The organism is Streptomyces sp. GSL17-111 (genome assembly GCF_037911585.1).
GTDB lineage: Bacteria > Actinomycetota > Actinomycetes > Streptomycetales > Streptomycetaceae > Streptomyces.
Map to the genome: position 1 here is coordinate 2,049,618 of NZ_JBAJNS010000001.1, position 22,504 is coordinate 2,072,121.

Below are 22,504 nucleotides of genomic sequence, written 5' to 3' on the forward strand. Positions count from 1 at the left end.
CCCCATGCGCATCGTCATCACCGAGTTCATGAGCCTCGACGGCGTCGTGCAGGCCCCGGGCGGGCCCGAGGAGGACACCGACGGCGGCTTCGCCCACGGCGGCTGGACCGGGCCCTACTTCGAGCCCGAGGTCGTCGGCGGCACCTTCGACGAGGCCCTCGCCGAGGCCGACGCCCTGCTGTTCGGCCGCCGCACCTGGCAGACGATGGCCGCCGCCTGGCCCGAGCGCACCGACGACCCCTTCGCCGACCGCATGAACGCCATCCCGAAGTACGTCGTCTCCGCGACCCTCGGCGAAGCGGACCTGACCTGGTCCCCCACCACCCGCCTCCCCGGCGGCGACGAGGCGCTCGACCACCTCCGCACCCTGCGGGCGTCCGAGGAGGGCACCCTCCTCGTCATGGGCAGCTCCCAGCTCGCCACCGCCCTCGTGCGGGAGGGCCTCTTCGACGAGCTGCGCCTCATGATCATGCCGGTGCTCCTCGGCGGCGGGAAGTCCGTCTTCCCCACGGACGGCGGGAAGCGCCCCCTGGAGCTCGTCTCCACGACCACCAGCCCCACCGGCGTCACCGTCTGCGTCTACCGCCCCGCCACCCAACCCCAGGACTGACCAGCGCCGGCTCCCTCCCCGACCGACCTCCGCATGCAGACCGGCAGGTCCCGGTGGGAACGTCCCGTTCGGCGCAGCCCCGCCAGGACGCAGCAGGCGGCCGGACCCAGCGCCGAGGCGGTCGCGGCGAGGACCGGTGTTCCGGTCACGTCCGCTCAGCCGGTGAGGAGGAGGGTGGCGGTGGCGAGGGCGCCGAGGGCGGCGGGGGCGATGATCTCGTAGGCCCAGCGGACGGTGGGCTCGCCCCCCTTCCCCTCGTTGCGCTCGGCGAGCTCACGCAGGGTGCCGATCGCCTCGTCGCCGGGCGGGCGGCGGGGGCCGTCGTCGTCGTCCACGATGCCGCCGCCCATGCCGAACAGGCCACCGGCGACGAAGCCGCGCCGGGGTGTGCGGCCGGACGCCTTGCGTTCGTTGTAGCGCTGGGCGCTGCGGCGGGCGCGCAGGGAGACGGGGATGGCCCAGAGCTGGAACTTGCGGCCGTCCTCGACGACGAGCTCGTTGGAGTAGACGGAGCGGATCGAGACGACGGCGCCCCAGGGGACGGTGATGGTGCGGAAGGGGTTCCTGATGCGGGCGCGGTCGGCACCGGCGAAGACCGCGGGACGCAGGGTGAAGGCGCTGATCAGGGGGACCAGGCAGAGCATGAACGCGCCGGCCGTCAGCGGGGCGCGTCCCTCACCGCGCACGATCGCCTCACCGCCGATCCACAGGACGACGGCGAGGAGCAGCACACCGCCCGCCAGGGCGGCGGGGGAACGGTAGCTGCGGTCCGAGTAGGGCGGCTGCTGGCTGGTCATAGGGGCGATTGTGCCCGACCGTCCGGATGACGGACGTCTCGGTCCGGCATCTTTGTCGCCGCCGGGGCCCGGAGGCCCTCCGTGCGCGGGCGTCCGGCAGACGTCACGTCGCCGGATCTGGCACGGAGCAACGCGCGTAGATATGCTGCTTTGCGTGACCTCACAGAGCCCACCCCTGACCGCACTGGCCGACGTCACCGCGTCCGACGCCGCACTGCGCCGCTTCCTGCACGGCCTGCCCGGCGTCGACGGGGTCGGCCTGGAAGCCCGTGCCGCCTCGCTCGGCACCCGATCCGTCAAGACGACGGCCAAGGCGTACGCGATCGACCTGGCCATCTCGATGATCGACCTCACGACGCTGGAAGGCGCGGACACCCCGGGCAAGGTCTGGTCGCTGTCGGCGAAGGGCATGACGCCCGACCCCACCGACCGGGGGACGCCGAGCGTCGCGGCGATCTGCGTCTATCCGGACATGGCGGCCGTCGCCAAGGAGGCGCTCGGCACCTCGGGCGTCCGGGTGGCGTCCGTGGCCACGGCCTTCCCCGCCGGACGCGCGGCGCTGCCGGTCAAGCTCGCCGACACCCGCGACGCCGTGGCGGCCGGGGCGGACGAGATCGACATGGTGATCGACCGGGGGGCCTTCCTCTCCGGCCGGTACCTGGAGGTCTTCGAGGAGATCCGCGCGGTCAAGGAGGTCTGCGGCACGGCGCGGCTGAAGGTCATCTTCGAGACGGGCGAGCTGTCGACCTACGACAACATCCGCCGCGTCTCCTGGCTGGCGATGCTGGCGGGCGCGGACTTCGTCAAGACCTCGACGGGCAAGGTCGCCGTCAACGCCACCCCGGCGAACACGCTGCTGCTGATGGAGGCCGTGCGCGACTTCCGCGCGGCGACGGGCGTGCAGGTCGGTGTGAAGCCGGCCGGCGGCATCCGCACCACCAAGGACGCGATCAAGTACCTGGTCATGGTGAACGAGACGCTGGGCGACGACTGGCTGTCGAACGAGTGGTTCCGCTTCGGCGCCTCCAGCCTCCTCAACGACCTGCTGATGCAGCGGCAGAAGCTGCGGACCGGCCGCTACTCCGGCCCCGACTACGTCACGGTGGACTGATCATGGGTTTTGACTACGCACCCGCGCCGGAGTCGCGGGCGATCGTCGACATCGCGCCGTCCTACGGCCTGTTCATCGACGGCGAGTTCCGCGAGGCGGCGGACGGCAAGGTCTTCAAGACCGTCGCGCCCGCCACCGAGGAGGTCCTCTCGGAGGTCGCGCAGGCGGGCGAGGAGGACGTGGACGCGGCGGTCGCCGCCGCGCGCCGCGCGTTCCCCGCGTGGGCCGCGCTGCCGGGCGCCGAGCGGGGCAAGTACCTGTTCCGCGTCGCGCGCGTCCTCCAGGAGCGCTCGCGCGAACTGGCCGTCCTGGAGACGCTCGACAACGGCAAGCCGATCAAGGAGACGCGCGACGTCGACCTGCCGCAGGTCGCGGCGCACTTCTTCTACTACGCCGGGTGGGCCGACAAGCTCGCCCACGCCGGGTACGGGCCGAGCCCCCGGCCGCTCGGCGTGGCGGGCCAGGTCATCCCGTGGAACTTCCCGCTGCTGATGCTGGCCTGGAAGATCGCCCCGGCGCTCGCCACCGGCAACACGGTGGTGCTGAAGCCCGCCGAGACGACGCCGCTGTCGGCGCTGTTCTTCGCCGACGTCTGCCGCCAGGCCGGACTGCCGAAGGGCGTCGTCAACATCGTGACCGGCGACGGCCGCACGGGCGCCGCGCTCGTCGCCCACCCCGACGTGAACAAGGTGGCCTTCACCGGCTCCACCGGCGTCGGCAAGCAGATCGCCCGCACGGTGGCCGGGACGTCGAAGAAGCTCACGCTCGAACTCGGCGGCAAGGGCGCCAACATCGTCTTCGACGACGCCCCGATCGACCAGGCCGTCGAGGGCATCGTGAACGGCATCTTCTTCAACCAGGGCCAGGTGTGCTGCGCGGGCTCCCGGCTGCTGGTCCAGGAGTCCGTGCAGGACGAGGTGCTGGACACGCTCAAGCGGCGGCTGGGCACCCTGCGCCTCGGCGACCCGCTGGACAAGAACACCGACATCGGCGCCATCAACTCCGCCGAGCAGCTCGCCCGCATCACCGCGCTGGCCGAGACCGGCGAGGCGGAGGGCGCCGAGCGCTGGTCGCCCGCGTGCGAGCTGCCGTCGTCCGGGTACTGGTTCGCGCCGACGCTGTTCACCGGCGTCTCCCAGGCGCACACGGTCGCCCGCGACGAGATCTTCGGCCCCGTCCTGTCGGTGCTGACGTTCCGCACCCCCGACGAGGCCGTGGCCAAGGCGAACAACACGCCCTACGGGCTCTCGGCGGGCATCTGGACGGAGAAGGGCTCGCGCATCCTGGCGATGGCGGCCAAGCTCCGGGCCGGTGTGGTGTGGGCCAACACGTTCAACAAGTTCGACCCGACCTCGCCGTTCGGCGGCTACAAGGAGTCGGGCTTCGGCCGCGAGGGCGGTCGTCACGGTCTGGAGGCGTACCTCGATGTCTGAGCGACCTGAACGGCTCGCAGTGCTCAAGACGTACAAGCTCTTCGTCGGGGGCAAGTTCCCCCGCTCCGAGAGCGGACGGGTGTACGAGGTGACGGACTCCAAGGGCCGCCTGCTGGCCAACGCCCCGCTGGCCTCCCGCAAGGACGCGCGGGACGCCGTCGGCGCGGCGCGCAAGGCGTTCGGCGGCTGGTCCGGCGCCACGGCCTACAACCGCGGCCAGGTGCTGTACCGGGTGGCGGAGATGCTGGAGGGCCGCCGCGAGCAGTTCACCGCCGAGGTGGCGGCGGGCTCCGGGATCTCCCGGGCCAAGGCGGCGGCCGAGGTGGACGCGGCCATCGACCGCTGGGTCTGGTACGCGGGCTGGTCCGACAAGATCGCCCAGGTCGCGGGCGGGGCGAACCCCGTCGCCGGACCGTTCTTCAACCTCTCCACGCCGGAACCGACGGGCGTCGTGGCCGTGCTGGCCCCCCAGGACAGCGCGCTGCTCGGCCTGGTGTCCGTCGTCGCCCCCGCGATCGTCACCGGCAACACGGTGGTGGTGGCCGCGAGCGAGAAGGCCCCCCTGCCCGCCCTGTCGCTCGCCGAGGTGCTGGCCACCTCGGACGTGCCCGGCGGCGTCGTCAACGTGCTGTCCGGGCGCACCGCCGAACTGGGCGCACCGCTCGCCGCCCACCAGGACGTCAACGCCATCGACCTGGCGGGGGCGGACGCGGAGCTCGCCACCGAACTGGAGGTCGCGGCGGCCGACAACCTCAAGCGCGTGGTGCGGCCCCGCGCCGAGCGGTGGACCGCCGACCCCGGCACGGACCGGATGCTCGCGTTCCTGGAGACGAAGACGGTCTGGCACCCCACCGGCTCCCTCGGCGCCTCCGGCTCCTCCTACTGAGCCCCGCTCCACCCCCTGGAGCCGCAGCCCCGCTCCCCCGCCGTCCGGGGAGCGGGGCTGCCGCATGTGGTCATGAGCACGACGCTACGCTGGGCCGCGTGATGCGCAGGAAGGCAGCGGTACGCAGGCTTGTGGCAACAGCGGTTCTCCTCGCGGCACTCGCCTCGGGCTGCGCGGCCTCGATCGACCCCGACGCCCTGCCAGGCCGCTACCGCGACGAGACCGGCGGTGAGGTCCTGCTCGAACCCGACGGGACGTTCTCCGCCACCGCCGTGTCGACCGACGACTTCTCCGGTCCCGCCGACTTCAGCGGCAGCTGGGAGTTCCACGACCGGGAGACCGCCACCGACTTCGTCTACCTGTCGGTCGAGGACGGCGGACTCGGCCGTATCGCGGGCATCCAGCTCTACACCAAGGACCAGGAGACGGTGTACTTCCACTACGACGTGGACGGCCCGCTCACCACCGTGCTCCACAAGGTGGACACCCCGTAGCCCTGACCCACAGACGGTGCCCGCCAGCGTGGGCGGGGAGGGGGTGTGTGCGGGCGGCGCTCGGTGCAACGCGTCGGGGCGCGGGGTGTTCGGGGGCGTGGTGGGGTTACGCGCCGGGCCCCAGCTCGCCGGGTTCCAGCTCGCCCGGCACCGGGCCGGGTGGCACGCTCGCCGCGTGGCAGGGGCAGGCGTACAGGGTCGTGCCGGGGCCGCTGGTGGTCTCGATCCAGCGGACCGGGACCGGGGCGCACGTGCGCGTGCCGCACACGACGCACCACGCCACACGGCCGGGCAGGATCACGGGGAACAGTTCCTCTCCGCTCATGCGTCCTCATGCAGCGGTGGTGTGCGGCTCGGGACACCGCACAGCGACCGGGCCGGGTGGATGGAGAGGGTGTAGGTGCAGTCCGCGTCGGGGAAGGTGGCGGACAGCGGGCGCCCGGCCTTGAGGTGCTCGCGGGCCGGGCCGCGACCGGCCGACGCGGCGGCCCAGGCGCGGAGCAGTGTCGGGGCGTCGGGGGCGGGCACGGTCGGCATGCGCATGAACGGCCGTACCCACGCCGTCCGGTGCGGGTCGGGGTCGAGCCGGTCCGCGATGCGCAGTGCCTGCGCGCGGAGCCACCGCAGGGCCAGCACCGGGGAGAGGGTGTGGAAGGCGCCCAGGATGTACGGGGCGCTCGTGCCGGTGCCGTACACCAGCCCCTCGGCGAGCACGGCGCACCGGTAGGTCGCGGGGGACGGCGGCCCGCTCATCGGGCGTCCCCGCGCCACATCACCCAGGGCCGTTCGATGATCTCGGCGTAGCTGGTGTGGTCGGGGTGCCGGCGCAGGTGGTCGAACGCCCACGCCTGCGGGCCGGCCGGGTCGGTGCTCGTCTCCGAGCGTGCGCCGCAGGCGGTGTCGTCGTCCCGGAGCGTCAGGCAGCGGAACGCGTGGGTGAGCGGCGGGGCGTCCTCGTCCCGGTCGGGCCGCAGCGTCCAGTTGACGAACCGGAAGACGCGGCGGGGCGCGGGCGTCACAGGATCTCGCCCCGGCTTCGGGCGTTCGCCCGGGCCACTTCGGCGCGCAGTCGCTCCATCGGCTCGGCGGGACGCACGTGCGCCGGGTCCGCGTCCCACTCGACCCCACCGCAGACCGGCCGCAAAGCCCAGTAGGGGCCGGCGGTTCCGCGGAATTCGCCGACTTCCCCACGACGAGTGTCCACCATCAGCATTCCGCGTTCCGGCAGCCGGGCGATTCCGTCCGGGGCCCTGTTCACATCGCACACGACCGCGCCTCTCCGTAGCCGTTCCACCACCAAGGCGGCCCAGCGTGACCTAGAGTCGAATACGCATCAACGTTCCGTAGGCGGAGGGCACTTTGGTCAACATCAAGGAGCTGAACCCCGCGACGAGCCCGGAGGCGGCGTACGGCGCACGCCTGCGCGGTGCGCGGGAGGCGCGGGGCTGGAAGCAGGACGATCTCGGCGCGCGCATCGGCTATTCCGGGCGGCACGTCTCCGGGGTGGAAACCGGACGTAAACCGCCGACGCGTCGCTTCTCGGCGGCCGTTGACGCGGTACTCGGGCTCGAAGGAACGGCCGACTCCTTCGAACGCGAATGGCGGGAAATCAAACACGGCGTGCTGTTGCAGGGCTTCCCCGAATACGTCGGTTTCGAGGGCCGGGCGGCGGAGATCCGGCTCTTCGAAACGGGCGTCATCCCCGGGCCGTTGCAGACCCGCGCCTACGCGCTGGCCCTGGCCGACAGCGCCGTCGAGCGGGGCGACATCACCCCCGAGCAGGCGGAGGAACGCGTCGCGTTCCTCATGGAGCGCCAGGCCGCGCTGGTGCGTCCCGTGCCGCCGGTGGTGATCGCGGTGCTGGACGAGAGCTGCGTGCGGCGGCCCATCGGCGGACCGTCCGTCATGGACGCCCAGTTGGAGCACCTGGTCGACTTCGCCGCCCGGCCCAACACCATCCTTCAGCTCGCCCCGTTCAGCATCGGCGAGCGCCGCCCCTTCGACCGGTCGGTGAACCTGCTCACCCTGCAGGACCGGTCCGTGTTCTCCTACGTCGAGTCCCAGACGCAGGGGCAGTTGGACCGGGAACTGGCTTCCGTCGTGCCGCTGGTGAGGGCCTACCATCTGCTACAGGCCGAATCCCTGTCGCAGACAGCCTCTGTGGACCTGATCCACCAGCTACGAAAGGGCACCCCGTGACGACCGAGACCGCGACCCCGCACTGGATCAAGTCCTCCTACAGCAACAACGGCGGTACCTGCGTCGAGTGGGCCCCGCGCGTCGCGGCCACCACCGGCACCGTGCCCGTGCGTGACTCCAAGAGCCCGGCGGGCCCGGTGCTGAACGTGTCCGCCGCCGCGTTCGCGCCCTTCGTGGCCGGGGTCAAGTCCGGGCAGCTGAGCGCCGCCTGACCCCGGAGCCGCCCGCACGCCCCGCTGAGACGACTGAGCCCCACGCCCCACCGCGCGCCCCGCACGGTGGGGCTTTCCCATGTTCCGGCACTGCCCGCACGGCCGCAGACCGGAGGGCGGTCCGTGTCGGCACGGCAGAACTGGGGGCGATGCTGGGGCCGGTTCGGGGGCGGGAGTCCACCGTTTGGGCGAGGCTCATCGGCTGTGACCAGCCTGCCTGAGCCGCACCAGCTGACTGGAGAGTCCTGTGAGTGACGTTTCCCGGGGCCGGGACCCGTACAGCCGTCTGCGTCACCACGTGACGGCCCTCCGCGGACGCTACGCCGTCTATCTGACGGGATGCCTGCTCTTCTCGTGCGGTGCGGCCTTCTTCATCCATGCCGATCTGGGCACCGACCCGCTGGACGTCTTCGCCCTCGGGCTCCTGGACCACGTGCCGTTGACCATCGGCATCGCCCAGGCGCTGGTCGCGGCCGTGTGCCTGGGCGTGTGGGCCGGCTGGAACCGGCGCCGTCCACCGTTCTCACCGTTCGTGACCTTCTTCCTCTGCGGCAGTCTCATCGACGTGCTCCGCGCGGTGCACGCGGCCGAGCAGGTGCCCCTTCCCCCCGGTGCGCTCATGCTCGTCGGCGTGCTGCTGTGCACGTACGGATCGGCGCTGATCATCATGAGCGGCATCGGAATCCGGGCGATGGACCTGGTGGCGATCAGCATGACGCACCGGTGGCGTTGGCCGTTCTGGACGGCGAAGGGAAGCCTGGAGCTGATCCTGCTGGGGGCCGGGTACCTGCTGGGTGGTCCGGTGGGGGTGGGCACCGTGTGCTTCCTGGTGTTCGTCGACACCCTGATCCAGCCGTGCATGTGGCTGAACGCCCGCCTGTTCTCGCTGCGCAACCACGGGCTCGATCGGCCGGTGCCGGTCTCCGCCCGGCCCGGTACCGCCTCCGCCTGAGCGAGAGGTTCCCGAGAGCGCCGCCGTCGCCAGGCCCGGGCCATCGCGTGCGCCACGTCCCTTCGGCGGGACGGCCGTGGTCGCGGGCCGGGCGGCTTATGACGTCGGCCTCGGTACGCTCCCGCCGGCGGGAGCGTACCGAGGCCGACGCGGGGTCGGGGCGGCGGGGTCAGCCGCCGAGGGTGCCGGTGAGCGGGGCGGTGAGGCTGTCGAGGCTCGCGCCGCCCTCGGTGATCGGGGCGGCGAGCGGAGCCGTGCTCACGCTCTCGAAGTCGGCGATCTGCGCGCCGACGGCGTTGTCGAGCGGGTCGACGCCGGTGCCCGCGAGCGCGTAGGGGCGCAGGTCGGTGACGGGCCCGACGAGGTTGCCGACGGCGCCGGTGGCGGCGCCGACCGGGTCCTTGCCGACGACGTCGGCCTGGGCGGTCCCGGCCGCGCCGAAGGCGGCGGCGGCCGCGGCGGTGAGGGTGAGCGTGGCGCTGAGGCCCCGGCGGCTGCGGGGGCGGGCGTGGGCGGGCATGGTCACCTGTCCGTCGATCGGGTGAGGGGTCGGATTCGGAGGGTAGTGGAGGGGCCTCGGGGGTTCATCTTCTCGCCCCCGAGGGGTCACCCGGACGGGGTAATGCGGGACCATGGTGTCCCGTGACGGACTCTGCTCGTGTGATCCTGCTGACCGGCCCCTCCGGCTCGGGGAAGTCCCGCCTCGCCGCCCGCACCGGGCTCCCCGTGCTGCGGCTCGACGACTTCTACAAGGAGGCCGGTGACCCCTCCCTCCCGGAGCTGCCCGGCGGCGGTACCGACTGGGACGCCCCCGGCTCCTGGGACGCCGACGCGGCGCTGGACGCCGTCCGCGACCTGTGCGCCCGAGGACGTACGGCGGCACCCGTCTACGACATCGGGGCCAGCGCCCGCACGGGGACGGCGGACGTCTCCCTGAACGGCGCCGCACTGTTCGTCGCGGAAGGGATCTTCGCCGCGCACCTCGTGCGGCCCTGCACGGAGCTGGGGCTGCTGGCGGACGCCCTGTGCCTGCGGCTGCGCCCCTCGACGACGTTCCGGCGGCGGCTGGTGCGGGACGTGCGGGAGAGCCGCAAGCCGCTGCCGGTGCTGCTCGCCCGGGGCTGGCGGCTGATGCGGGCCGAGCCCGGCATCGTCGCGGGGCACGCGGCGCTGGGCGCGCACCCGTGCCGGAAGCCGGAGGCGCTGCTGCGGATCGCCGCGGCCGAGGGGGCCCCTGCCCGGGTGTGAAACACCGTCGGCCGGGGTGAACCGGAGAGCGGCGCGGTGCGTCCTGCAGGGCACGGACCCAACTCCGCCGGTCGTGCGGGGGTGGTTGCCTCACCCACCGGCCTGTCGTACCGTCCGCCGGACGGAGCGCCGAACAAGCCATGGTGCGGAAGGCCACAGGGGTTCGGATTGCCGCCCGCCGGGGCCCGTGTGCCATCGTTTACCGGTGCCCGGTCTTCATCGAGGGCGGCACCAGGGGACACACGACGACGGGGACGGACGAAACGTGGGACACGTCAAGCGAGTGGTGGTCGGCACGGTGGGCGGCATCCTGCTGCTGACGGGCATCGCGCTGCTGGTGCTGCCCGGTCCCGGGCTGCTGCTGGTGCTGTCCGGCCTGGTGCTGCTGGCCAAGGCGGTGCCCTCGCTGCAACGGCACGTGGCGCCGGTGCGGGCCCGCGCCATGAAGGCGGCGGCCGACAGCGTGGCCTCGCCGTGGCGCATCGCCGGGTCCGTGCTCGCCGGTCTGGGCCTGCTGGCCTCAGGGCTCGTCGTGGGCCTCGGCCTCATCCCCGAACTGCCGGTCTCGGGCTGGACGACGGGCGCGAGCCTGATCGTCTCCAGCGCCATCCTCTTCGTGCTGCTCGTGTGGAGCCACCGCGCGCACCGGCCCGGCGTCGTGGCGCCCGCCGTCGTCGCCCCTGCGGCCGCACCCGTCGCCGCACCCGCCACCGAGCCTGCGGCCACCGCCGGGGCGATGGCCGCCGAGCCGGCCCAGGCGGTGAAGAGGCCCGTCTGACGCCCCGGTCGTCCGTCTGACGCCGTGGCCCTCCGCCCGGCGCGCCCGTGGCCGTGCGCCCTTGCGCCGCCTACCGTGGGGCCCGGACGGGCCGAGGTGAGGAGGGGTCGACGGCGATGGTGAGACACGTCAAACGAGTGGTGCTGCTGACGGTCGGCGGCACGCTGGTCCTGATCGGGCTCGCCCTGCTCGTCCTGCCCGGCCCCGGTCTGCTGGTCACCTTCGCGGGCGTGGTGCTGCTGTCGCGGGCCGTCCCCGCGCTGTCGCGGTTCGTGGAGCCGGTGCGGGTGCGGGCGATGAAGGCGGCCGAGGACAGCGTGGCCTCGCCGTGGCGCGTCGCCGCCTCCGTGCTCGCCGGTCTGGGCCTGATCGCGGCGGGCGTGCTCTGGGCCCTCGTGCCGGGGCTGCCGTTCGGCGGCTGGAGCGCGGGGTCGAGCCTGATCGTCTCCGGCGTCATCCTCTTCGTGCTGCTGGGATGGAGCCATCGCAGGATTCGGGCGGGCGAGCGGACGACCCGCGTCTGAGTCCCCGAGCACGGGAGAAGGGCGACGCACGCACGGCGAAACGGGTGCGGCCAGACCCCCCGGCCGGCCGCACCCGCGTCTCCCCCGTTTCCCCTTGCTCCCCCGTTGTCCCCCCGTCTCCCCCGTGTTCCCCCGTTCCCCCCTCGGCGGGTCCGGTCGTCAGGCGACCAGCTCGCCGAAGCACTCCTGCTCGTCCCGGCCCCGGGCGAGCACCTCGTCGTCCCGCAGCCGGCGCAGGGAACGCCAGATGCTGCTCTTCACCGTGCCGACGCTGATGCCGAGGATGTCGGCGATCTCCGGGTCGGTGCGGCCCTCGTAGTAGCGCAGCACGAGCATCGTGCGCTGCGGTTCGGGCAGCCGGGCGAGCGCCTGCCAGAGCACGGCGCGCAGCTCGGTGCCGCGCATGGCGTCGACGTCGCCGGTGGACGGCGTCTCCGGCAGCTCCTCGGTCGGGTACTCGTTGAGCTTCCGCCGACGCCAGGCGCTGATGTGCAGGTTCGTCATGGTGCGGCGCAGGTAGCCGCCGACGGCCGCCTTGTCGCTGATGCGGTCCCAGGCGCGGTAGGTGGAGAACAGCGCGCTCTGGAGGAGGTCCTCGGCCTCGAACCGGTCCCCGGTGAGGTGGAAGGCGGTCGCGTAGAGGGAGGCGCGGCGCTGCCGCACGTACTCGGTGAACTCGGCCTCGGAGAGCGCGGACGCCGTCGCGGGCGCCGCCTTCGCCGGGGTCGCCGCTGCCTGGACGGCCTCCCCCCGGACGGCCTCCGCCACCTGCTGCGGGACGGGCGTCAGGTGGGCCGGACGTCGACCGGTGCCGCGAGCGCACCCCCGCCCGCTCACGGCACCGGGGTTCTCGGCGGTCAGGTGCGTGACGGCGCCGTGCGGCGCCGTGGTCTGACCGTTGTTGCGCTGGGCGGGAACCGAAGAGGTGTGACGGCGCGTGTGAAGGACTGTGCTGCCGTTCCCGGCGGACGACGCCGTCGTTGCGGTGTGTCCGCGCAGTTCGCGCAGTGCTGTCATCTCGCGCCTCCTTCGACCGAGCAGCCGTTCGCTTGCCGTGTGAAGAACACACTGCCGGGCCAGTTTCATCACCGGGTCCCCCGACTGTCACAGCGGTGTCACAAGCGGCGTGGCCGTCCCGCCGAGGTCCGGACGGCCGGACGGTCGAACTCCCGCCCGTTGATGGGCCAGAATGACGCGCGTGCCTTTCCTGTTGCTGATCGAGGATGACGACGCAGTCCGTACCGCCCTGGAGATGGGTCTGACCCGCCAGGGTCACCGCGTGGTGACCGCTGCCTCCGGCGAGGACGGGCTCAAACTGCTGCGCGAGCAACGGCCGGACCTGATCGTGCTGGACGTGATGCTGCCCGGCATCGACGGCTTCGAGGTCTGCCGCCGCATCCGCCGCACCGACCAGTTGCCGATCATCCTGCTGACGGCCCGCAGCGACGACATCGACGTCGTCGTGGGGCTGGAGTCGGGCGCCGACGACTACGTGGTCAAGCCCGTGCAGGGCCGGGTGCTGGACGCGCGCATCCGGGCCGTCATGCGGCGCGGCGAACGGGAGGCCAACGACGCGGCGACGTTCGGTGCGATCACCATCGACCGGGCCGCCATGACCGTGACGAAGAACGGCGAGGACCTCCAGCTGACGCCGACCGAGCTGCGGCTGCTGCTGGAGCTGAGCCGCCGCCCCGGGCAGGCCCTGTCCCGGCAGCAGTTGCTGCGGCTGGTGTGGGAGCACGACTACCTGGGCGACTCCCGGCTGGTGGACGCCTGCGTCCAGCGGCTGCGGGCGAAGGTCGAGGACGTGCCGTCCTCGCCGACGCTGATCCGTACCGTGCGCGGCGTCGGGTACCGCCTGGACGCTCCCCAGTGAGCCCTGCCCCCGGCCGGATGCGGCACCGGCTGGCCGGGATACTGCCGAGCCTGCGGCTGCGACTGGTCGTCGTGTTCGCGGTGACGGCGCTGTCGGCGGCCGTGGCCGTCAGCGGCATCGCCTACTGGCTCAACCGGGACGCCGTCCTCACCCGTACCCAGAACGCCGCGCTGGACGACTTCCGCAAGATGCTCGGCGACCACGCCGGCACGCTGCCGCCGGAGCCGCGCTGCGACCAGCTGCGCGACGCGGCGAACGCGATGGCCGACACCACGCAGACCTACGAGGTCCTGCTCATCGACGAGCAGCCGGACGGCTCGCCGTGCGCGGTCACCTCCGACGACGGCTTCACCCTCGACGACGTGCCCCGCTCGCTCCAGGAGGCGGTGAACGAGGTCCGCCCACTGGACCAGGGCAACGACGCGCCCTACCACCTGTACTGGCAGCGCGTGACCCAGGACGGCACGCCGTACCTGGTGGCCGGGGCGACCGTCATCGGGGACGGGCCCACCGGCTATCTGCTCAAGTCACTGGAAGCGGAACAGGACGACCTCAACTCGCTGGCCTGGTCGCTGGCCATCGCCAGCGCCTTCGCCGTCCTCGGCTCGGCCCTGCTGGCCCAGGCGGCGGCGTCCACGGTGCTGCGCCCGGTGCAGCGCCTCGGAGAGGCGGCGCGACGGCTGGGCGAGGGCAAGCTGGACACCCGTCTCACCGTCTCGGGCACCGACGAACTGGCCGAGCTGTCGCGCACGTTCAACTCCGCCGCCGCCTCCCTGGAGCGACGGGTGGACGACCTGAGCGCGCGGGAGCAGTCCAGCCGCCGGTTCGTCGCCGACATGTCGCACGAGCTGCGCACCCCGCTGACGGCCATCTCGGCCGTGACGGAGGTGCTGGAGGACGAGCAGGACAACCTGGACCCGATGATCGCCCCGGCCGTCGGCCTCGTCGTCAGCGAGACGCACCGGCTGAGCGAACTGGTGGAGAACCTGATGGAGGTCACCCGCTTCGACGCGGGCACGGCCCGGCTGGTGCTGGACGACGTCGACGTGGCCGAGCAGGTCATGGCGTGCATGGACGCCCGCGCCTGGCTGGACGCCGTGGAGCTGGACGCGCCGCTGGGCGTCCGCGCGCGGCTGGACCCGCGCCGGCTGGACGTCATACTCGCCAACCTGATCGGGAACGCCCTCAAGCACGGCGGGTCCCCCGTACGGGTGGCCGTGCGCACCGAGCCGGCGCCGGACGGCGGCGAGCTCGTGGTGATCGAGGTGGCCGACCGGGGGCCGGGCATCCCGGAGTCCGTCCTGCCGCACGTCTTCGACCGGTTCTACAAGGCCAGCGCCTCCCGGCCGCGTTCGGAGGGCAGCGGGCTCGGGCTCTCCATCGCGCTGGAGAACGCGCACATCCACGGCGGGGAGATCACGGCGCGGAACGGCCCCGAGCGCGGTGCGGTCTTCACCCTGCGCCTCCCCCGGCACGCCGACCGGCTCGCCCCGGAGGACGCGGACACCGACAAGGGTGCGGAGGGTCCGGGTGCCGACGGCCACCGGCGGCAGGACGAAGGAAGCGGGGAGGAGAGCAGGTGAGGGCGGTCAAGCGCCGCGCGGCGTCCCGTGCCCGGTGGGCCGGGCGGATCGTGGCGGTGACGGTGGCGGGCGCGACGCTGGCGGGGTGCGGCATCCGCGCCACCCCCGTCCCGGTGGACGCCGGGTCGGCTCCGAGCCGGGTCGCCTGCGGGGTGCGCGGTGCGACGGGGGACCCCACCGAGGGCGCGAGCGAGGTGCGCATCGCCCTCGTGTGCAGCGGCCGGGTGGTGGACGTCCGGCGACGGCTGGAGCTCCCGTCCGGCGACGGCCCGCGCGACCGCGTCGCGCTGGCGCGCCTCCTGCTGGCGGAGCTGCGCCGTGACCCGGCCGAGGAGGAGCTGGCGGCCGGGTTCGCCACCGCCGTGCCGGGCGACCTGCGTGTCGCGGGGCCTGCGGAGGGCGACGAGCCGACCGCGCTGCGGCTGAGTCGGCCGCCCGCCGCCCTGCCGTCGTTCGCGCTGGCCCAGCTGGTGTGCACGTTCGCCGACACGCAGCTCGCGGACAGCGGCCGGGGCGTCCTGCTCGGCGGCCCGCCCGGCGGTCCGGGCGAGGCCACGGAGGAGGACAGCGAGCTGCGCCGGTACGAGTGCAACGCGGCCCTGCGGACGACGACCGAGTCGGCGGACTCGGCCGGGGTGCCACTCTGACGGCCGACGGGCGGGAACCGGTGGGAGAGGGCCGGGCGTCGTTCTGCTCGTGCCCCCCGTGCAGCGCCACCGCCCCACCGGCCGAGCCGCCGTCCGCCTCCGGACGGCGGGACGTCTGCTGCTCGCCGGGTACCTGCTCGCCGTCGGCTGGCTGACGCTGCGTCCGCGCGCGGTGCCGTGGGTGGAGCCGTCGAACGTCACCCTGTTCGCGACCGTCCGCTCCGCGTGGGCGGGCGGGCCCGCCGAGGCGCTCTCGACGCTGGGCGGTCAGCTGCTCCTGCTGGCGCCGCTCGGCGTGCTGCTGCCGCTGGCCTCGGGGGCGCTCGGGCCGCGCGCGGCGTCCTTCGTCCGCACGGTGCTGGCGACGGCGGCGATCTCGCTGGCCTTCGAGGTGGCCCGGACGTCGGTGCCGGGGCAGACCGGCGACGTGGACGCCGTGCTCCTGAACGGCGCGGGCGCCGCGCTCGTGCACCTGGCGCTCTACCCGCTGGTGCGTCGGCGGCTGCGCCGGGCGGCCGTGGGGGACCCGGCTGTGCGGGACCTGAGGGACACGGCGGGGACATCCCCGCAGGGTGCGCAGGCCGGGCCGGGCGGGGCGGACGCGTACCGGCGGCGGGCCTGGGAGGAGACGTCTCAGGGGCGCACCCCGAGGACCCCGAGGGTGCGGATCGCCCCGTAGAGGGAAGTCGGCGGGGGCGGCCCGCTCGTACGGTGGAACCGAGGACGCAAAAGCGTCGAAACCGTGCGAAGGAGGCCGACGATGGCCGCGTTGTCAGGGATGTCGCGCCCCCGCGAGGGGCGGATGATCGCCGGGGTGTGCGCGGGGCTGGCCCGCAGGTTCGGGACGAGCGCCACGACGATGCGGGTGCTGTTCCTGGCCTCGTGCCTGCTGCCGGGACCCCAGTTCGTGCTGTACCTCGCCCTGTGGGTGCTGATGCCGCAGGACGAACACCGCCAGGCGTGGTGAGAGGAGGCCGCCAGGCGTGGTGACACGGCAGCGGCCCGGTGCGCGGCGCGGGGGCGTCGGCGACCGGGCCGGGGAGCCGACGGAGGGCGGCCCGCCGTGACGGGCCGCCCTCCGCTGCGGCTCAGCGGTGGATCAGAGGGGCAGGCCGCCCGTCAGACCGCCGAGGTCCCCGGAGGGCAGGCCGCCACCGGCCAGGTTGTCGGCGGAGAGCCCGCCGGAGAGCTGGTCGGTGGGCAGCGCGCCCTGGGCGAGCTGGTCCGTCGGCAGCCCGGCGCCCTGGAGCTGGCCGAGCAGCGGCAGACCGCCGAGGAGACCGCCGACCGGGTCCTGACCGGCGGCCGGGACGGCCCGGTCGCTGCTCTCCTGGACGGCACCGGCCGCCTGCGTGACGTCACCGGGAAGGTCCATGACCCGGTCCTCCACGCTGAGGTTCTGCACGTCCGCCGCCGCGTCCATGAGGTTGTCGGTGGGGCCCGCCGCGGAGGCGGTGCCCGCGGCCGTTGCGGCCATGGCGGCGCCGAGTGCGGCGACGCCAAGCGTCTTCCTGGGGATTCCCTTGCTCATGGTCACCAGAACCTAGTGAGCGCTCACCGGGGGCGGCAAACACCCCTCGGGCGGGCGGGGCGCCACCGGACGGGCCTCGGGGACGATTCCCGGCCACGCCCGGCGGGCCGGACGTCAGCCCTGGTAGGCGGCGGGGTCGCTGGTCAGGGAGTGGTCGGCGACCGTCTGGCGGAACAGCCAGGCGGACTTCAGCTCGGCGTAGCCGGGCTTGATCACGTCGTTGATCATCGCGAGACGTTCATCGAAAGGGATGAACGCGGATTTCATCGCGTTGACGGTGAACCACTGCATGTCGTCCAGCGTGTAGCCGAACGCCTCGACGAGGTGCGCGAACTCCCGCGTCATGCTCGTGCCGCTCATCAGCCGGTTGTCGGTGTTGACCGTGACCCGGTAGTGCAGCGTGCGCAGCAGCCCGATCGGGTGCTCGGCGTAGGAGGTCGCGGCGCCGGTCTGGAGGTTGGAGGTGGGGCACATCTCCAGCGGGATGCGCTTGTCCCGGACGTAGGCGGCCAGGCGGCCCAGCTCCACCGTCCCGTCGTCGGCGACCTTGACGTCGTCGACGATGCGCACGCCGTGTCCGAGTCGGTCCGCGCCGCACCACTGGAGCGCCTGCCAGATGGACGGCAGCCCGAAGGACTCCCCGGCGTGGATCGTGAAGTGGTTGTTCTCCCGCTTCAGGTACTCGAACGCGTCGAGGTGGCGGGTGGGCGGGTGGCCCGCCTCGGCGCCCGCGATGTCGAACCCGGCGACGCCGTTGTCCCGGTAGCGGTTGGCCAGCTCGGCGATCTCCAGCGCCCGCGCCGCGTGCCGCATCGCGGTGAGCAGCGCGGCGACCCGGATGCGGTGCCCGGCCCCGGCCGCGCGCCGCTCACCCTCGCGGAAGCCCTCGTTGACCGCCTCGACGACCTCCTCCAGCGTCAGCCCGCCCTCCAGGTGCTGCTCGGGGGCGTAGCGCACCTCGGCGTAGACGACGCCGTCGGCGGCCAGGTCCTCCGCGCACTCGGCGGCCACCCGCACCAGGGCCGCACGGCTCTGCATGACGGCGACGGTGTGGGCGAACGTCTCCAGGTAGCGCTCCAGCGAGCCCGAGTCGGCGGCCTCGCGGAACCAGCGCCCCAGGGCCTCGGGCTCGGTCTCGGGCAGCCGGTCGTAGCCGGCGTCCCGGGCGAGGTCGACGACGGTGGCCGGCCGCAGGCCGCCGTCCAGGTGGTCGTGCAGGAGCACCTTGGGGGCGCGGCGGATCTGCTCCTCGGTCGGCTGGGTGGTGAAGGTCTCGCTTGTCATCTTCGTACTGTAGTCCTACGCGCGTAGATCACGCGAGAGTGAGTCTCCCGGTGAGACTCCGGCGTGGCCCCGGACGGCGCTCTCGGTCGCCCCGGGGCCGCACCGGGGCGCGTCAGCCCAGCCCGAGCGTCGCCGTGATCCGGTCGGCCATGCCCCGCTCGCCGAGGGCGTTGGGGTGGACCGGCACGTAGTTCGTCCCCCCGAACGCCGGCTCGATCCAGCGGGTGCCGGGCGGCGCGCAGGCGTCGTGCCCCTCGGAGGCGGCCGACTGGTCGACGTAGGTCACGCCGGTGGCGTCCGCCGCCCGCTCGATCACGTCGTTCAGCGTGGCCTGGAGTTCCCGCAGGTAGGGGACGTCGCCCCGGGCCACGGGCATGGCCGGGAAGCAGCCGCCCGACGCGGGGAGGATCCACGGGTAGCCGGAGATCGCCACCCGCGCGTTCGGCGCCTTCTCCTTGACCTGCTTCAGCGCCTCCGTGACGTTGTCGTAGGTGCCGGTCCGCACGGCGTCGGCGAACGTGTCGCCGTAGAGGTCCGCGCACGGGCTGCCGTGGCCGAGGGTGAGGAGGCCCACCGAGCCGCAGGCGAGCACGGCGCTGATGAAGGTGTTGTTGTCGTTGCCGCCGATCGTCATGGTGACGAGGTCGGTGGTGTCGGACAGGGCGTCCAACTGCGGTGCCACACCGGGGAACTGGGATTCGGTGAAGTTGCTCGTCTGCGCCCCGCCGCAGCTCACGTCGGTGAGGGCGTACCCCTGGTCCGCCGCGATGGCGTGCGCGAAGTTGTCCGCCGCCTGGGTGCACAGCGGGTTGCTTCCCTCCGCCAGCGGCAGGATGCCGGAACCGGAGCTGAAGCTGTCGCCGAGGTTCACGTAGTCGAGTGCGGGGGCTGTGGCCGTCGAGGTGCCGGTACCGGCCGTGGCGGCGAGCCCGAGGGCCACGGCGATGACGGCGGCGGCGCGGCGCAGGCGGCGTGCGGGGGGCATGGGGAGACCTTTCGTCAGACCTGTGGGGGCCCGGCACGGCGCGGCAGGACGGACGGCACCCGGGGTCCGCCGTACGGTGGGGAGCGTGCAGCCGTGCACGGGCCGGTACTTACTGACCGGTCAGTTGCGCTCCATCGTGGGGCCGCCGCCGCGCCGGCGACATGGGCACGCGCACAGACTCCGCCCCCACCCCTGTGCCCGCTCCCAACCAACCCCGCGCCCCTACCCGCGTGATGACCGCGCCACCGCCGCCGCGCCACGCCCCGGACCCGGCCGTGGGGGTGGGGTTGTGGGCGGGGGGCGGGGGGACGAGACTCGGGCGTGCCGCATCCCGAACCGCGAGGACCCGCATGGCCGACGAGAGCACGCCCCCGCCCGCCCACTACTCCGACCACCAGTCGCTGATCTACGCGAACGGCGCGTTCCTGGGCGAGAAGCCCGCCCTCACCACCGACCTCGCGTCGCTGGAGACGAAGGCCGCCGAGGTGCTGGACGCGGCGGCGCTGGGGTACATCGTGCCCAGCGCGGGCGGCGGTTCGACCGCGCGGGCGAACCTGGCGGCGTTCGAGCGGCGGCGCATCGTCCCGCGCATGCTGCGCGACCACGCCCGGCGTGACCTGTCGACGACGCTGCTGGGCGCCGAGCTGCCCGCGCCCGTGCTGCTCGGCCCGGTCGGTGTGCAGAAGCTGGCGCACCCGGAGGGTGAGCTGGCCTCGGCACGGGCCGCCGCCGCGCTGGGGCTGCCCTTCGTCCACTCCACGCAGGCCAGCCACTCCATCGAGGAGGTCGCGGAGGCCGGGGGCGACGGTCCGCGCTGGTTCCAGCTGTACTGGCCGCGCGATCCGGAGCTGTGCGTGAGCCTGCTGCGGCGGGCACGGGAGGCGGGGTACAGCCACCTCGTCCTCACGCTGGACACCACGATGCTCGGCTGGCGCCCGGCCGACCTCGACCGCGGCTACCTCCCGTTCCTCCAGGGCGAGGGCATCGCCAACTACACCAGCGACCCCGTCTTCCGCCGCAGGTTGGCCAAGGACCCGGCCGACGACCCCGGCGCGGCCGGGCTCGCCTTCGCCGAGGTCTTCCCCAACCCGGGCCTGACATGGGAGCAGTTGCCGTTCCTGCGCGAGCACTGGGACGGTCCGATCGTGCTCAAGGGCATCCAGTGCGCCGCCGACGCCGAACTCGCCGTCGAGCACGGCATGGACGGCGTCGTGGTGTCCAACCACGGCGGCCGACAGGTGGACGGGGCCCTCGCCTCGCTGGACGCGCTGGCACCGGTCGCGGAGGCCGTCGGGGACCGCACGGCGGTGCTGTTCGACTCCGGGGTGCGCACCGGCGCGGACGTCTTCAAGGCGCTGGCCCTCGGCGCGGACGCGGTGCTCCTCGGCCGTCCGTACCTGTACGGGCTGGCGCTGGCCGGACAGGCCGGCGTGGAGCACGTGGTGCGCTGCCTGCTGGCCGAACTCGACCTGACGCTGGGCAACTCCGGGTACCGCACGGCGCACGAGCCGGGCCCCGACGCACTGTGGAGCGTGACGCCGTGAGGGCTCGGTGAGGCCGTCCCGCACTTCGATATGCAACGGTGACTGTCGGCGGCTGCGTCCGGCCGCGCGGTTTCTGCCATCGTTGCGGCCATGGATGGGCACACGCTTCCTGCGCGGGACGCTCGGCTGGGCCGTCCCCTCGGCACGACGGGAAGGGTGGAGGGCGTCCTCCTGTTGCTGCCCGGCGGCGTCCCGGAGTCAGCTCGGCGGTCCTCACCGCTGGCGGCGGCGGGGGCGCTGGTGCTGGCCCGGCAGGTGGCCAGGGCGGCCGAGCGCTGCGGCGAGGCGCTGACGGCGCACGTCGTGCACTACCGGTACCAGGGCTGGAACGGCGACGCGGCGCACCCGGTCGCCGACACGGTGTGGGCGCTGGACGAACTCGTGCACCGCTACGGCGATGTGCCCGTGTGCCTGGCGGGCACCGGGCTCGGCGGCCGGGCGGCGCTGCGCGCCGCGGGGCACCCGGCGGTGACGTCCGTCGTGGCGCTCGGGCCCTGGCTGCCGGAGCCGGCGGAGGCCGAGCGGGAGCCGGTCGGCCAGCTCGCCGAGCGGCAGGTCCTCGTCGTGCACGGCACCAACGACCGGCGCTCCGACCCGGAGTCGTCCTACCGGCTGGCGGAGCGGGCGCGGAAGGCGGGGGCGGACGTCTGCCGCTTCGAGGCCCACACCGACGGCCACGCCCTGCGCGAGTACCGCACCGAGGTCTTCGCGCTCGCCACGGACTTCGTGCTGGGCGCGCTGTGCGAGCAGGACTTCGCCCGCCCCGTGCGCGACGCCCTCGCCGCGCCGCCCCCGCTCGGCCTGCGGATGCCGCTGGCCTCCGGCTTCGGCCGCTCCTGAGGTACTCCTCCGGGGCCGGTCAGGCGAGCAGCCGACCGCGTCGGGTCAGCAGGAACGTCCGGAACGCGGCCACGGGCGGGGTGTCGGGCCGACCGGCCGGCCAGGCGACGCCGATCTCCCGGACGGCGCGGGGCGCGGTGACGGTCAGGTCGACCAGGCCGGGCCGGGGGACGGTCGGCGGCGGCAGCAGGGCGACGCCGAGACCGGCCGCGACGAGCCCGCGCAGCGTCTCCGCCTCCTCCCCCTCGAAGGCGATGCGGGGCGTGAACCCGGCCTCGGCGCAGAGGGTTTCGAAGATGCGCCGCATGCCGTAGCCGGGTTCCAGGGTGATGAACGCCTCGTCGGCGGCCTCGGCGAGCCGGACGCGCTTGCGGCGGGCGAGGCGGTGGTCGTCGGGGACGACCAGGCGCAGCCGCTGTTCGTCCAGCCGCCGGGCGACGAGGTCGGGCGCGTCGGGGACCGGCGAGGTGAGGCACAGGTCGAGGGTGCCCGCTCGGAGCCGGTCGAGCATGGCCTCGCCGTAGTTCTGCACGAGGGAGAACCGCACCTTCGGGTGGTCGGCGCGGAAGGCCCGGATGAGGCCGGGCACCGTCTCCGAGCCGAGGGTGTGCAGGAAGCCGAAGGCGACCTTGCCGGTGGCGGGGTCGGCGTCGGCCCGTACCGCCTCGGCGGACTGCTCGACGGCGGCGAGCGCCTTCTCCACGGACACCCAGAAGGTGCGCCCGGCCGGGGTGAGCGAGACCGAGCGGCCCCGCCGGGCCAGAAGGGCCACGCCGAGGTCCTCCTCCAGCCGGGCCATGGCCCGGCTGAGAGTGGACTGGGGCACGCCCAGCTCCCGCGCGGCGCGAGTGACGTGCTCGTGCCGCGCGACGGCGGTGAACTGGGCCAGGCGCGGGGTGAGCAGCGCGGCCCAGGACTCGGCGTCGATGTCGGCACGTGTTACCTGCATGTCGTTTTCGTTGCCTGGTGG

Annotated in this window: 29 protein-coding genes; 18 read left to right on the forward strand and 11 right to left on the reverse strand. The window is 73.7% G+C overall.

Translation table 11 applies throughout. From position 1 onward, the window contains the following. The first annotated feature begins 4 nt into the window (after positions 1-4). The gene (locus tag V6D49_RS08780) at positions 5-610 is read left to right on the forward strand and encodes a dihydrofolate reductase family protein (RefSeq protein WP_340558585.1); all 606 of its coding nucleotides are present in this window, start codon (positions 5-7) and stop codon (positions 608-610) included. 155 nt (positions 611-765) lie between these two features. On the opposite strand, the gene V6D49_RS08785 is transcribed toward V6D49_RS08780, so the two are convergent. After that, positions 766-1,407 (reverse strand): PH domain-containing protein, encoded by a 642-nt coding sequence (locus V6D49_RS08785; RefSeq protein WP_340558586.1) that lies wholly within the window; start codon positions 1,405-1,407, stop codon positions 766-768. Between the two features lie 154 nt (positions 1,408-1,561). Between V6D49_RS08785 and deoC the strand changes: the two genes are divergently transcribed. The 4 genes from deoC (at position 1,562) to V6D49_RS08805 (ending at position 5,331) form a co-directional block, all read left to right on the forward strand. Then, positions 1,562-2,518 (forward strand): deoxyribose-phosphate aldolase, encoded by a 957-nt coding sequence (gene deoC / locus V6D49_RS08790; RefSeq protein WP_445330491.1) that lies wholly within the window; start codon positions 1,562-1,564, stop codon positions 2,516-2,518. A 2-nt stretch (positions 2,519-2,520) separates the two neighbouring features. Continuing rightward, positions 2,521-3,951 carry an aldehyde dehydrogenase family protein gene (locus V6D49_RS08795; protein ID WP_445330492.1) on the forward strand — a complete coding sequence of 477 codons (1,431 nt, stop codon included), beginning with the start codon at positions 2,521-2,523 and terminating at the stop codon, positions 3,949-3,951. After that, on the forward strand, positions 3,944-4,837 hold the full coding sequence (locus tag V6D49_RS08800) for an aldehyde dehydrogenase family protein (RefSeq protein ID WP_340558589.1): 894 nt from the start codon (positions 3,944-3,946) through the stop codon (positions 4,835-4,837). The genes V6D49_RS08795 and V6D49_RS08800 overlap by 8 nt, the downstream gene beginning before the upstream one ends. Before the next feature lie 101 nt (positions 4,838-4,938). Further along, on the forward strand, positions 4,939-5,331 hold the full coding sequence (locus V6D49_RS08805; RefSeq protein ID WP_340563810.1) for a hypothetical protein: 393 nt from the start codon (positions 4,939-4,941) through the stop codon (positions 5,329-5,331). 106 nt (positions 5,332-5,437) lie between these two features. On the opposite strand, the gene V6D49_RS08810 is transcribed toward V6D49_RS08805, so the two are convergent. Genes V6D49_RS08810 through V6D49_RS08825 form a run of 4 tightly spaced genes read right to left on the reverse strand, consistent with a single transcriptional unit; the run spans position 5,438 to position 6,544 of the window. After that, the gene (locus V6D49_RS08810; RefSeq protein WP_340558591.1) at positions 5,438-5,656 is read right to left on the reverse strand and encodes a hypothetical protein; all 219 of its coding nucleotides are present in this window, start codon (positions 5,654-5,656) and stop codon (positions 5,438-5,440) included. Further along, complete coding sequence (locus V6D49_RS08815; RefSeq protein ID WP_340558593.1) at positions 5,653-6,084, reverse strand: hypothetical protein; 432 nt, start codon at positions 6,082-6,084, stop codon at positions 5,653-5,655. The genes V6D49_RS08810 and V6D49_RS08815 overlap by 4 nt, the downstream gene beginning before the upstream one ends. Then, the gene (locus V6D49_RS08820) at positions 6,081-6,350 is read right to left on the reverse strand and encodes a DUF7848 domain-containing protein (protein ID WP_340558594.1); all 270 of its coding nucleotides are present in this window, start codon (positions 6,348-6,350) and stop codon (positions 6,081-6,083) included. The genes V6D49_RS08815 and V6D49_RS08820 overlap by 4 nt, the downstream gene beginning before the upstream one ends. After that, complete coding sequence (locus V6D49_RS08825; RefSeq protein ID WP_340558596.1) at positions 6,347-6,544, reverse strand: hypothetical protein; 198 nt, start codon at positions 6,542-6,544, stop codon at positions 6,347-6,349. The genes V6D49_RS08820 and V6D49_RS08825 overlap by 4 nt, the downstream gene beginning before the upstream one ends. Before the next feature lie 146 nt (positions 6,545-6,690). Between V6D49_RS08825 and V6D49_RS08830 the strand changes: the two genes are divergently transcribed. The 3 genes from V6D49_RS08830 to V6D49_RS08840 all read left to right on the forward strand — a co-directional run bounded on the left by V6D49_RS08830 (position 6,691) and on the right by V6D49_RS08840 (position 8,694). Further along, the gene (locus V6D49_RS08830; protein WP_340558598.1) at positions 6,691-7,530 is read left to right on the forward strand and encodes a helix-turn-helix domain-containing protein; all 840 of its coding nucleotides are present in this window, start codon (positions 6,691-6,693) and stop codon (positions 7,528-7,530) included. Further along, a complete protein-coding gene (locus V6D49_RS08835) occupies positions 7,527-7,742 on the forward strand; it encodes a DUF397 domain-containing protein (protein WP_340558600.1) in 216 nt (71 codons plus the stop codon). Before V6D49_RS08830 ends, V6D49_RS08835 begins: the two co-directional genes overlap by 4 nt. A 247-nt stretch (positions 7,743-7,989) precedes the next feature. Beyond that, positions 7,990-8,694, forward strand: a complete 705-nt coding sequence (locus V6D49_RS08840; RefSeq protein WP_340558602.1) for a YczE/YyaS/YitT family protein — start codon at positions 7,990-7,992, stop codon at positions 8,692-8,694. A 169-nt stretch (positions 8,695-8,863) separates the two neighbouring features. Here V6D49_RS08840 and V6D49_RS08845 read toward each other — a convergent pair whose 3' ends face one another. Further along, positions 8,864-9,214, reverse strand: coding sequence for a hypothetical protein (locus tag V6D49_RS08845; protein WP_340558603.1), 351 nt, complete (start codon positions 9,212-9,214; stop codon positions 8,864-8,866). A 122-nt stretch (positions 9,215-9,336) separates the two neighbouring features. On the opposite strand from V6D49_RS08845, the gene V6D49_RS08850 reads away from it, so the two are divergent. From V6D49_RS08850 to V6D49_RS08860, 3 genes are all read left to right on the forward strand, one after another. Then, positions 9,337-9,942: a uridine kinase family protein gene (locus tag V6D49_RS08850; RefSeq protein WP_340558605.1), complete on the forward strand. Its 606-nt coding sequence runs from the start codon at positions 9,337-9,339 to the stop codon at positions 9,940-9,942. 265 nt (positions 9,943-10,207) lie between these two features. Continuing rightward, a complete protein-coding gene (locus tag V6D49_RS08855) occupies positions 10,208-10,720 on the forward strand; it encodes a PGPGW domain-containing protein (RefSeq protein WP_340558606.1) in 513 nt (170 codons plus the stop codon). 116 nt (positions 10,721-10,836) lie between these two features. Beyond that, the gene (locus tag V6D49_RS08860; protein WP_340558608.1) at positions 10,837-11,244 is read left to right on the forward strand and encodes a PGPGW domain-containing protein; all 408 of its coding nucleotides are present in this window, start codon (positions 10,837-10,839) and stop codon (positions 11,242-11,244) included. A 159-nt stretch (positions 11,245-11,403) separates the two neighbouring features. Here the strand turns inward: V6D49_RS08860 and V6D49_RS08865 are convergent, their stop codons facing one another. Beyond that, the gene (locus V6D49_RS08865) at positions 11,404-12,261 is read right to left on the reverse strand and encodes a SigE family RNA polymerase sigma factor (RefSeq protein ID WP_340558609.1); all 858 of its coding nucleotides are present in this window, start codon (positions 12,259-12,261) and stop codon (positions 11,404-11,406) included. Positions 12,262-12,442: 181 nt separating this feature from the next. On the opposite strand from V6D49_RS08865, the gene V6D49_RS08870 reads away from it, so the two are divergent. The 5 genes from V6D49_RS08870 to V6D49_RS08890 all read left to right on the forward strand — a co-directional run bounded on the left by V6D49_RS08870 (position 12,443) and on the right by V6D49_RS08890 (position 16,317). Further along, positions 12,443-13,120 carry a response regulator gene (locus V6D49_RS08870; protein WP_191209591.1) on the forward strand — a complete coding sequence of 226 codons (678 nt, stop codon included), beginning with the start codon at positions 12,443-12,445 and terminating at the stop codon, positions 13,118-13,120. Next, the gene (locus V6D49_RS08875) at positions 13,018-14,703 is read left to right on the forward strand and encodes an ATP-binding protein (protein ID WP_445330630.1); all 1,686 of its coding nucleotides are present in this window, start codon (positions 13,018-13,020) and stop codon (positions 14,701-14,703) included. Before V6D49_RS08870 ends, V6D49_RS08875 begins: the two co-directional genes overlap by 103 nt. Beyond that, positions 14,700-15,350, forward strand: coding sequence for a hypothetical protein (locus V6D49_RS08880; RefSeq protein ID WP_340558610.1), 651 nt, complete (start codon positions 14,700-14,702; stop codon positions 15,348-15,350). The genes V6D49_RS08875 and V6D49_RS08880 overlap by 4 nt, the downstream gene beginning before the upstream one ends. 49 nt (positions 15,351-15,399) lie before the next feature. Beyond that, positions 15,400-16,029 carry a VanZ family protein gene (locus V6D49_RS08885; protein WP_340558611.1) on the forward strand — a complete coding sequence of 210 codons (630 nt, stop codon included), beginning with the start codon at positions 15,400-15,402 and terminating at the stop codon, positions 16,027-16,029. Positions 16,030-16,119: 90 nt separating this feature from the next. After that, complete coding sequence (locus tag V6D49_RS08890; protein WP_340563816.1) at positions 16,120-16,317, forward strand: PspC domain-containing protein; 198 nt, start codon at positions 16,120-16,122, stop codon at positions 16,315-16,317. A 132-nt stretch (positions 16,318-16,449) separates the two neighbouring features. Here the strand turns inward: V6D49_RS08890 and V6D49_RS08895 are convergent, their stop codons facing one another. The 3 genes from V6D49_RS08895 to V6D49_RS08905 form a co-directional block, all read right to left on the reverse strand. Continuing rightward, entirely contained in the window at positions 16,450-16,881 is a 432-nt protein-coding gene (locus V6D49_RS08895) for an ATP-binding protein (RefSeq protein WP_340558612.1), read from the reverse strand. Positions 16,882-16,995: 114 nt separating this feature from the next. Beyond that, positions 16,996-18,165: an adenosine deaminase gene (locus V6D49_RS08900; protein ID WP_340558614.1), complete on the reverse strand. Its 1,170-nt coding sequence runs from the start codon at positions 18,163-18,165 to the stop codon at positions 16,996-16,998. A 112-nt stretch (positions 18,166-18,277) separates the two neighbouring features. After that, positions 18,278-19,150, reverse strand: a complete 873-nt coding sequence (locus V6D49_RS08905; RefSeq protein ID WP_340558616.1) for an SGNH/GDSL hydrolase family protein — start codon at positions 19,148-19,150, stop codon at positions 18,278-18,280. 350 nt (positions 19,151-19,500) lie between these two features. Between V6D49_RS08905 and V6D49_RS08910 the strand changes: the two genes are divergently transcribed. Both V6D49_RS08910 and V6D49_RS08915 read left to right on the forward strand, forming a co-directional pair. Further along, positions 19,501-20,694, forward strand: a complete 1,194-nt coding sequence (locus V6D49_RS08910) for a lactate 2-monooxygenase (RefSeq protein ID WP_340558618.1) — start codon at positions 19,501-19,503, stop codon at positions 20,692-20,694. Between the two features lie 90 nt (positions 20,695-20,784). Further along, on the forward strand, positions 20,785-21,534 hold the full coding sequence (locus V6D49_RS08915; protein ID WP_340558620.1) for an alpha/beta hydrolase: 750 nt from the start codon (positions 20,785-20,787) through the stop codon (positions 21,532-21,534). Between the two features lie 19 nt (positions 21,535-21,553). Here V6D49_RS08915 and V6D49_RS08920 read toward each other — a convergent pair whose 3' ends face one another. After that, a complete protein-coding gene (locus V6D49_RS08920) occupies positions 21,554-22,483 on the reverse strand; it encodes a LysR family transcriptional regulator (RefSeq protein ID WP_340558622.1) in 930 nt (309 codons plus the stop codon). Between the last annotated feature and the right edge of the window lie 21 nt (positions 22,484-22,504).

Excerpts from the sequence above, each read along its gene's own strand:
- V6D49_RS08825 (WP_340558596.1), bottom strand. The coding sequence starts at position 6,544 with ATGCTGATGGTGGACACTCGTCGTGGGGAAGTCGGCGAATTCCGCGGA.
- V6D49_RS08800 (WP_340558589.1), top strand. The coding sequence starts at position 3,944 with ATGTCTGAGCGACCTGAACGGCTCGCAGTGCTCAAGACGTACAAGCTC.
- V6D49_RS08795 (WP_445330492.1), top strand. The coding sequence starts at position 2,521 with ATGGGTTTTGACTACGCACCCGCGCCGGAGTCGCGGGCGATCGTCGAC.
- V6D49_RS08910 (WP_340558618.1), top strand. The coding sequence starts at position 19,501 with ATGGCCGACGAGAGCACGCCCCCGCCCGCCCACTACTCCGACCACCAG.
- V6D49_RS08905 (WP_340558616.1), bottom strand. The coding sequence starts at position 19,150 with ATGCCCCCCGCACGCCGCCTGCGCCGCGCCGCCGCCGTCATCGCCGTG.
- V6D49_RS08805 (WP_340563810.1), top strand. The coding sequence starts at position 4,939 with ATGCGCAGGAAGGCAGCGGTACGCAGGCTTGTGGCAACAGCGGTTCTC.
- V6D49_RS08785 (WP_340558586.1), bottom strand. The coding sequence starts at position 1,407 with ATGACCAGCCAGCAGCCGCCCTACTCGGACCGCAGCTACCGTTCCCCC.
- V6D49_RS08780 (WP_340558585.1), top strand. The coding sequence starts at position 5 with ATGCGCATCGTCATCACCGAGTTCATGAGCCTCGACGGCGTCGTGCAG.
- V6D49_RS08900 (WP_340558614.1), bottom strand. The coding sequence starts at position 18,165 with ATGACAAGCGAGACCTTCACCACCCAGCCGACCGAGGAGCAGATCCGC.
- V6D49_RS08815 (WP_340558593.1), bottom strand. The coding sequence starts at position 6,084 with ATGAGCGGGCCGCCGTCCCCCGCGACCTACCGGTGCGCCGTGCTCGCC.
- V6D49_RS08865 (WP_340558609.1), bottom strand. The coding sequence starts at position 12,261 with ATGACAGCACTGCGCGAACTGCGCGGACACACCGCAACGACGGCGTCG.
- V6D49_RS08810 (WP_340558591.1), bottom strand. The coding sequence starts at position 5,656 with ATGAGCGGAGAGGAACTGTTCCCCGTGATCCTGCCCGGCCGTGTGGCG.
- V6D49_RS08845 (WP_340558603.1), bottom strand. The coding sequence starts at position 9,214 with ATGCCCGCCCACGCCCGCCCCCGCAGCCGCCGGGGCCTCAGCGCCACG.
- V6D49_RS08915 (WP_340558620.1), top strand. The coding sequence starts at position 20,785 with ATGGATGGGCACACGCTTCCTGCGCGGGACGCTCGGCTGGGCCGTCCC.
- V6D49_RS08920 (WP_340558622.1), bottom strand. The coding sequence starts at position 22,483 with ATGCAGGTAACACGTGCCGACATCGACGCCGAGTCCTGGGCCGCGCTG.
- V6D49_RS08895 (WP_340558612.1), bottom strand. The coding sequence starts at position 16,881 with ATGAGCAAGGGAATCCCCAGGAAGACGCTTGGCGTCGCCGCACTCGGC.
- V6D49_RS08860 (WP_340558608.1), top strand. The coding sequence starts at position 10,837 with ATGGTGAGACACGTCAAACGAGTGGTGCTGCTGACGGTCGGCGGCACG.